Genomic DNA, 7,256 nt, shown 5'->3' with positions numbered 1-7,256 from the left:
GGCTACTTTACCGCTCCAGTGGCAGAGTCACTTGAACGTCGAGGTATTCTTGGCGTGTTCGGTTATCGACGTCCATCGAGAACGAAAAATGCGTTCAAAAAGAAACACTTTACTTACGACGCGCAAAGAGACAGCTACCAATGTCCGAATGGTCAGGCGTTGCTTTATAAAACCACATCTCGCGATGCCTACCGAGAATACCACTCAGACCCGAAAGAGTGTGCGTTCTGTCCAATGAGGGATGACTGCACTCAAAGCAAAAACATGAAGAAAGTGATTACTCGGCATATCTATAGCGATGCCGTAGAGAGAGCAAATCAAATGCGGCTCTCTTCCTATGGCAAGAAGACTTATCGACGTCGAAGTGAAACAGTAGAACGGAGCTTTGCAGACGCCAAGCAACATCATGGTCATCGTTATGCTCGCTTCCGAGGTCTAGCCAATGTGCAAATGCAATGTTGGTTGGCAGCGGCAGCCCAAAACATCAAGAAGATWGCGTTGGTGGTGAACTATCTACGAAAAATGGGCTTAAATATGGCAGAAATAAGGCAGATACTTGCTTCTGTATACCCATGTAATGAATGGAAACTTCTGCGCACGATATAACAAAAAATATCACGATCGCGACCTACGGTCGCTTCCAAAAAAGAACCCCACTTAAAAAGCGGGGTTCGTCATCAATCTGAGGCCAGCTAAGCTGGCCTTTACCTTTAATTACAATCATTTACCGTAATAGTAGGTTGAGCATTACTTGGTGATGTATTCAGTGCGTACGTCACTGAACATTTGTTAGCAGTCGCGCCCGTCACACCACTTTTGAAGCTGTATGAAATTGAAGTTGTTCCTGTTGAAGCAACTACAGCCCAATCAGTTGAAAGGCCAGATACCGCGTTGCCGATACCATCGGTTGATGCTTCTGGATAGCCCCACGTTAGTTTCACTGTATCGCTACCAACAGACACTGCCTGACCAGTTGCATCGCCTTCTTTACCATCGATAGCAGCACGACCGTAAACAATACCTGCCGACCCTTCCATCGCGCCTTTAAGACCTTGAAGCGACGCTGCTCGCGCATCATCCTGCAGATTTAGAAAACGCGGAGCCGCAGTTACTGCCAAAATACCTAGAATTACAATCACCACAACTAACTCAATCAGGGTGAAACCGCCTTGTCTTTTCATAGTGTTCTCTCTCTATGTTTAAATCGTGCAGGGTTACTGCAAAGTTACGGTCACACGACCATTTTTCGCTTCATATTCAAACTGATGCTTAGTGTTGCCGTCAAGTTGAATATAAGTACATTTAGCATTTGCTGAGTCAGCCGATGCGGAATATTTGAAGCCGTTATCACTTGTGGTGCCTGAGCCTTCAATACCAACCTTTGGTGGGTTTTGCAGAAGGTTCTCCATTAAGTCTACACACATTTGGCCAGTTAGCGCTGCTGGATAGCTCGCAAAGTTGCCCGCTAAGCCCCAAGGATAACCATCTCGGAAGCCCGTATCGGCATTCGAAGCGTCTTTAGAACGCGTTAACCAAAAATCGACACCATCGTAGTTGACGGTATTTTGCTCTTGGCTATTGATGTTTCTTGACGGACGAGCTTCGGCTTCCCACTGCGCGCGCGCAGATAAAACCCCCGTCGCAAATCCACCTGCCACACCTTCAATACTGGCTTTCTTCGCAGCGTCAGTGACATCCAAGAATCGTGGTAGCGCTGCAACTGCCAATAAACCGACAACCACAATCACCACAACCAATTCAACCAAAGAAAAACCGTTTTGATTTTGTTTCATACTCAACCTTTCACTTATAGGTTTTCGGCTATTATACCTATCTTTGAATATCAAAATAGACCAATGCGTCAAAAAATATCATTCTGCCATATTTTCGACACTAATTTTCAATATCTTATGTTGCTGACTTACCACAATTAATAAGCCATTCTGGTAGTTAAATTGACATTGATAGGTTTCATTTATCTTACTTTCGCTTACATTGGTTAAATGAGATTCCAAAATACGACGTTCTGGAGAGTGAAAGTCTAACCATCTCTGACAATCTGGCTGCCCATTTTCACCAATTAAGGGCACCCACCCATAAGTAGAAAGAGGAATGGCTTGTCCATCCATCTCTATCTGCTTAGGTTTTCCCTGCAAGAGCCATTCCTGCTTATACAGGTTTGCTCGCTCTAACATTCTCTTGACTGAGACTTGGGCTGCCGTTTTAGATGCCTCCGATTCAACCGGTCGCCACCACTGCACAAATACCGCCATCATCACCAATACTAATGCCAACCAAAGCACTAGGCTGGCACGATGACTATCCCGAATCACACGCTAACCTTTGATAACATCGAGCATCCCCCACATTGGTAGGAATATACCCAGCGCCAACACCAATACCATGCCCGCCACGATCACCAATAGAATCGGTTCAATGCGAGCCGTAAGGGTTTTCAGATCATAATCCACTTCTCGATCGTAGAAATCCGCTACTTCCATCAAGAGCTCGTCAATACGACCCGTCTCTTCCCCAACGGAAATCATCTGAATCACCAAAGGGGTAAAAATACCGCTGTTTATCGCCGTAACAGAGACTTGGCTACCCGCTTCAATGTCGGCTTTCATTTTAAGGATCTTCAGCTCTAAGTAACGGTTGCCCATCGCTTCTGCCGACAATGCCAGTGACTGATTCAGTGGCACGCCCGCTTTGAGCATCAGCGCAAACGTGCGTGAAAAACGCGACAACTGAGCACGGTTGACCACCCCGCCAACCACGGGGAACTTTAATCGCCATTTATCCCAACGCTCTCGGCCATCCGCCGTCGCGACCCAGGCTTTGAAGCCAAAGATAAGCCCTACGATGAATCCCGCCAACAGCATCCAGTAGTTAACAAAAAATTCTGACATGCCAATCAGAATTCTCGTTGGCAATGGCAAATCCACCCCAAATCGACTGAACATCGACGCAAACTGTGGGATCACTTTGACGTTGAGGATAAACATCGCCACCACAATAAAGCTGATCACAAAAGTTGGGTAACGCATGGCGGTTTTAATTCGCTTACGCGTTTCCAGCTCTTGCTCGTAATAATTGGCTAGTTGCAATAAAGCCTGATCCAGTCGACCCGTATTTTCCCCAACATGAATCATTGAGACGAATAAAGGGCTAAACACTTTTGAGTGTAACTGCATGGACGCCGATAAACTGCGACCATTGGTCAATTCCGCCACGACCTCTTCAAGGGCAGCCTTAAGTTGCTTATTCTCACAATTTTGCACCAAACCACGCATCGAACGCAGTAATGGCACCCCTGCTTTGGTCAAGCTGTACAACTGGCGACAAAAGAGCACCAAGATCTCCAATGGCACCGCTGGAGCGAATAACGCATTGAGATCAAAATCGAGCCCAGACCCCGTTTTACCTTGGGTTATCGATATTGGGATGATCCCCCGGTTCATCAATTGCTCAGCAGCCGCTTCTGAGGTCACCGCATCGATTTGTCCATTGGCTTTGTTGCCATCAAGCGTTCTGCCTTGGTAATGAAAGGTTGCCATGGTTTAACCTTACATAATGATCGCTTCAGCAACCCCAGAGGAGTCACCTTCGCCTAAATTCATCACTTCGTCTAAGCTCACTACGCCTTGTAGCGCCAGCTCCATTGCCGACGCTAACAGAGGTTTATAGCCAGGCGAACGACGCGCAGCATGCGCAAACTCGACGGCATCATTGGCGCGCAATGCGTCCATCATTCCATGTTCAAGTTCCAGCATTTCAAACACACCAATACGGCCGCGATAACCTGTTAAGTTACAGTTTTGACAACCGCGCCCTTTCACAAAGCCAGCTTCCACTTGATTCGGGAATCGCTGTGCCAACCACGCTTTACGTGACTCGCCAACGTGATCTTCTGTTTTGCAATCCGGACAGACACGACGCACCAATCGCTGCGCGACCACAGCACGTACAGCACTCGCGACCAGATAGCCCGGAGCACCCATATCAATCATACGAAGCGCACTGTCTACGGCGTCATTGGTGTGTAAGGTACTCAATACTAAGTGACCGGTCAGCGCCGCTCGCAGGCCAATTTCAACCGTTTCATGGTCACGCATCTCACCAATCAAAATGATATCGGGATCCTGACGGAGGAACGTTCTTAACACGGTGGAAAAATCAAGGTTGATCTTCGGATTGATCTGCACTTGGTTGACACGCGACAGTCGGTATTCAACCGGATCTTCCGCTGTGATGATCTTTTTCCCCGGTTGGTTTAACTCTGTTAGAGCACCATACAGCGTGGTGGTTTTACCGGAGCCTGTAGGGCCAGTTACAAGGATCATGCCGTGCGGACGTTTCAACTGTCGGCGTAGGCGCACTAAAAGATCGTCCGGCAAACCTGAGTCTTCTAATTTTCTGACTCCGGAAGATTGATTGAGCAAACGCATCACCACCGATTCACCATACTGAACTGGCATGGTCGACATACGGATATCCACCGACTGACCTTTGGAGCGGATGTTAAAACGGCCATCTTGCGGCAGACGTTTTTCTGAAATATCCAAGTTGGCCATGAGTTTTAATCTCAGTACCAATGCTGGCGCGATGTTGACTTCATTCAGCAAGGTTTCGTGCAGCACGCCATCAATACGTTGGCGCAAACGCAACACATTGGCATCCGGTTCGATATGGATATCCGATGCCCCCACCTGGATGGCGTCTTCAAACATCGAGTTGATGAGCTTAACGACGGTCACCTCATCACTGTCGTCATCTTCAATATTGAAATCAAATGCGTCGTTGACTTGGTGTTCCGCTTGCAACTGCTCCGCAAAGTTGGCGATCTCTTTGGTACGGCGATAATAGCGATCAAAGCCTTCCACCAGTTGCCTTTCTGGCGCGATAACAAACTCAATGCCATATTGTCCTAGCTGACCGATCAACGCTTCTTGTGCAAACAGGTCGGCAGGATCACTCATCGCAATGCGCAGCGTGTCGCCGTTACGGCCTATCACCAATGCACGTAAACGACGAGCATGCACTTCTGGTAGCAACTGCACTGCATCGATATCGACCGTAGCTCGATTTAAGTCAATTAAAGGCAGATCAAGTTGCTGAGACAAAAACGCCAGCATCTGTTGCTCAGACAAAAAACCTAAATCAATCAGCGTATCGCCAAGCTTACGCCCACCACTTCTTTGTGCGCCGAGTGCTTGATCAAGTTGCGCTTCATTGATAATGCCTTCCTCAACAAGAAGATCACCAAGTCGCTTTCTTAATCTTACTTTCATTGTGCACTCTCCAAATTTTGTAACAGCGCGAGTCTATCTTTGATAAAACGTTGTGATTGATTGGATATTCCAACTTTACTCAATGCGGCTTGATAAGACACTTGCGCCGATTTGAAATCCAATGCCCGCTCTTGTTGAATCGCCAATCCCAGCCACCAGCGTGCATTTTCGCTGTCCATTTGGCTTAGGCGCTGATAGCTCTCTAATGCAATGTCATCTTTCTTAATTTTTTGTGCTAACGCGGCGCGCATCGCGAGATATTCTTTCCCAGAATCATCGTAAAGTGCCACCAATGGGGTTAGTGCAGCTTCGTTTTGATTGGCTTTGATCAGCATTTTGCTTAATGCAATGCGTAAGGTTTCCCCTTCTGGATTGAGAGCAATCCCAGCCTGAAGCAATTCATACGCTTTGCGGCTGTCTCCTTTACCAAAATAGAGTGCCGCTAATTTCTGTCTCACCACTTCGTTGTTGGGTGTATGGCGCAGAGCGTCGCTGTAGGCAGACAAAGCATTTTGCAAGTTATTGGCATCCAGCGCTTTTTCCGCTCGACCAATGGCTTTTTCGGCTAGCTGTTCTTGGGTTAACTCAACTTGTTCAACCAACATGCTGTTTTCCACAGCAGGCGCATTCTGCACCGCGGGGGCTTGAGCCTTCTCTTGGCTTTGCGCTGCGTGAGAAACCGACTGATTTTCCGTAGCCGATGGTTTCGTAACGGCTTTTGCTACCAGCGTTGTTTCCGACTTGCTTGGCGCTGTTGCAGGTTTTACTGAAGAGGGAGCGACTGATGTTGTCTTCTCTACTCGCGCAGTCGTAACAATGTTCGGCTGAGAAACAGTGACACTTTGCGCGCCCTCGGATGGTGTTTTTTGTGTCGGAGAGCGTAAGGTTTCTTCGGCAACCGTGACAACCGTCGTAGTCACAGGCTCAGAGTAATTTTGGCTAACAGGCGCGGATTGTGTGATTGCCCAACCTCCAACGGCTAAGCTCAAACCGAATCCAGTGGCAATCCATACAATCGGTTTCACCGAGGTCACTTTTGGCAGCTCCGCTCTTTGCAATTGAGCAGGTTGCGACTTTTGACTTGCCAATTCAGCAAGCGCTTTGTTTATCTCGCTCAAGATGCTCTCCATCCCCACAATACCGGGGTTTTAAACAAAGGTTTACACGCATCATAAGTGTCATGAATCGCGGTAAATAAATGTTGATTAGTGACATTTTTCTGTTGTTGCATATAGGCCAACAAAAACGCCTTATGGCACAACTGGTTGATTAAACGAGGAATGCCACCGGCCCCGCGCCAAAGTGCTTTTTTTTGCTCTGTGGTGAGGTATTGCAGCTCACCATCTCCCGCCTTCGCTAGGCGACTATCGATAAAGGCAACGCCTTCTTCAATCGTCAGTGGCCGTAGTTGGCAGCTAAACGTTATACGCTGACGAAATTGCCTTAACTCATGCTGGGCGATACGTTCATCGAGCTCAGGCTGACCAAACAGCACTATCTGTAACAATTTCTCTTGCTCGGTTTCTAAATTACCAAACAGACGCAATGCTTCCATCGCTTCGAGCGGTAATGCTTGAGCTTCATCCACTAACAACACAGTACGCATACCACGTTGGCGCATGCCTATCAAACGGTCTTGGATCTGTGGTACCAAACTCACACTGTCATAGGTTTTTAGCCCCATTTCGCGCGCAATAGCCATTTGCAACTCATGGCCACTCAACACGGGATTCGGCAGATAAACCAAGTTCACCTTATCACTCAGTTGATCAATCAACATGCGGCATACCATGGTTTTACCTGTGCCCACTTCCCCAGTCACTTTGACGATCCCCTCTCCCATGTCCAGCGCCGCCATGACGGTTTGAATCGCTTCAAAGTGCGGTGCTAACCCCAAAAACAACTCGGTGTTTGGGGTTTGCGAAAAAGGCTGAGTGTGAAAACCAAAGTGCTGCAAATACATGG

Annotated in this window: 8 protein-coding genes; 1 reads left to right on the top strand and 7 read right to left on the bottom strand. The window is 47.7% G+C overall.

Features of this window, described 5'->3' with window-relative positions; all coding sequences use genetic code 11:
• Positions 1-606: transposase (locus tag CIK04_RS02840; RefSeq protein ID WP_176463274.1), on the top strand; the 606-nt coding region annotated here is incomplete at its 5' end.
• Between the two features lie 104 nt (positions 607-710).
• On the opposite strand, the gene CIK04_RS02835 is transcribed toward CIK04_RS02840, so the two are convergent.
• The 7 genes from CIK04_RS02835 to CIK04_RS02805 form a co-directional block, all read right to left on the bottom strand.
• Positions 711-1,181 (bottom strand): type II secretion system protein, encoded by a 471-nt coding sequence (locus tag CIK04_RS02835; RefSeq protein ID WP_097353526.1) that lies wholly within the window; start codon positions 1,179-1,181, stop codon positions 711-713.
• A gap of 33 nt (positions 1,182-1,214) precedes the next feature.
• Positions 1,215-1,793 (bottom strand): prepilin-type N-terminal cleavage/methylation domain-containing protein, encoded by a 579-nt coding sequence (locus CIK04_RS02830; protein WP_011079400.1) that lies wholly within the window; start codon positions 1,791-1,793, stop codon positions 1,215-1,217.
• Positions 1,794-1,871: 78 nt separating this feature from the next.
• Positions 1,872-2,333, bottom strand: a complete 462-nt coding sequence (locus CIK04_RS02825) for a hypothetical protein (RefSeq protein WP_038964211.1) — start codon at positions 2,331-2,333, stop codon at positions 1,872-1,874.
• Positions 2,334-2,336: 3 nt separating this feature from the next.
• Positions 2,337-3,557 (bottom strand): type II secretion system F family protein, encoded by a 1,221-nt coding sequence (locus CIK04_RS02820; RefSeq protein ID WP_038940912.1) that lies wholly within the window; start codon positions 3,555-3,557, stop codon positions 2,337-2,339.
• 9 nt (positions 3,558-3,566) lie between these two features.
• Positions 3,567-5,291, bottom strand: coding sequence for a GspE/PulE family protein (locus CIK04_RS02815; protein WP_011079397.1), 1,725 nt, complete (start codon positions 5,289-5,291; stop codon positions 3,567-3,569).
• Entirely contained in the window at positions 5,288-6,409 is a 1,122-nt protein-coding gene (locus CIK04_RS02810) for a tetratricopeptide repeat protein (protein WP_045591476.1), read from the bottom strand. The genes CIK04_RS02815 and CIK04_RS02810 overlap by 4 nt, the downstream gene beginning before the upstream one ends.
• Positions 6,406-7,254 (bottom strand): ExeA family protein, encoded by an 849-nt coding sequence (locus CIK04_RS02805; RefSeq protein ID WP_038940909.1) that lies wholly within the window; start codon positions 7,252-7,254, stop codon positions 6,406-6,408. The genes CIK04_RS02810 and CIK04_RS02805 overlap by 4 nt, the downstream gene beginning before the upstream one ends.
• Between the last annotated feature and the right edge of the window lie 2 nt (positions 7,255-7,256).

Source organism: Vibrio sp. 03_296 (assembly GCF_002265885.1).
Note: the sequence above shows the minus strand (reverse complement) of the source record. Positions and strands in the feature narration are given on the sequence as shown.

Excerpts from the sequence above, each read along its gene's own strand:
- CIK04_RS02820 (WP_038940912.1), bottom strand. The coding sequence starts at position 3,557 with ATGGCAACCTTTCATTACCAAGGCAGAACGCTTGATGGCAACAAAGCC.
- CIK04_RS02830 (WP_011079400.1), bottom strand. The coding sequence starts at position 1,793 with ATGAAACAAAATCAAAACGGTTTTTCTTTGGTTGAATTGGTTGTGGTG.
- CIK04_RS02815 (WP_011079397.1), bottom strand. The coding sequence starts at position 5,291 with ATGAAAGTAAGATTAAGAAAGCGACTTGGTGATCTTCTTGTTGAGGAA.
- CIK04_RS02835 (WP_097353526.1), bottom strand. The coding sequence starts at position 1,181 with ATGAAAAGACAAGGCGGTTTCACCCTGATTGAGTTAGTTGTGGTGATT.
- CIK04_RS02805 (WP_038940909.1), bottom strand. The coding sequence starts at position 7,254 with ATGTATTTGCAGCACTTTGGTTTTCACACTCAGCCTTTTTCGCAAACC.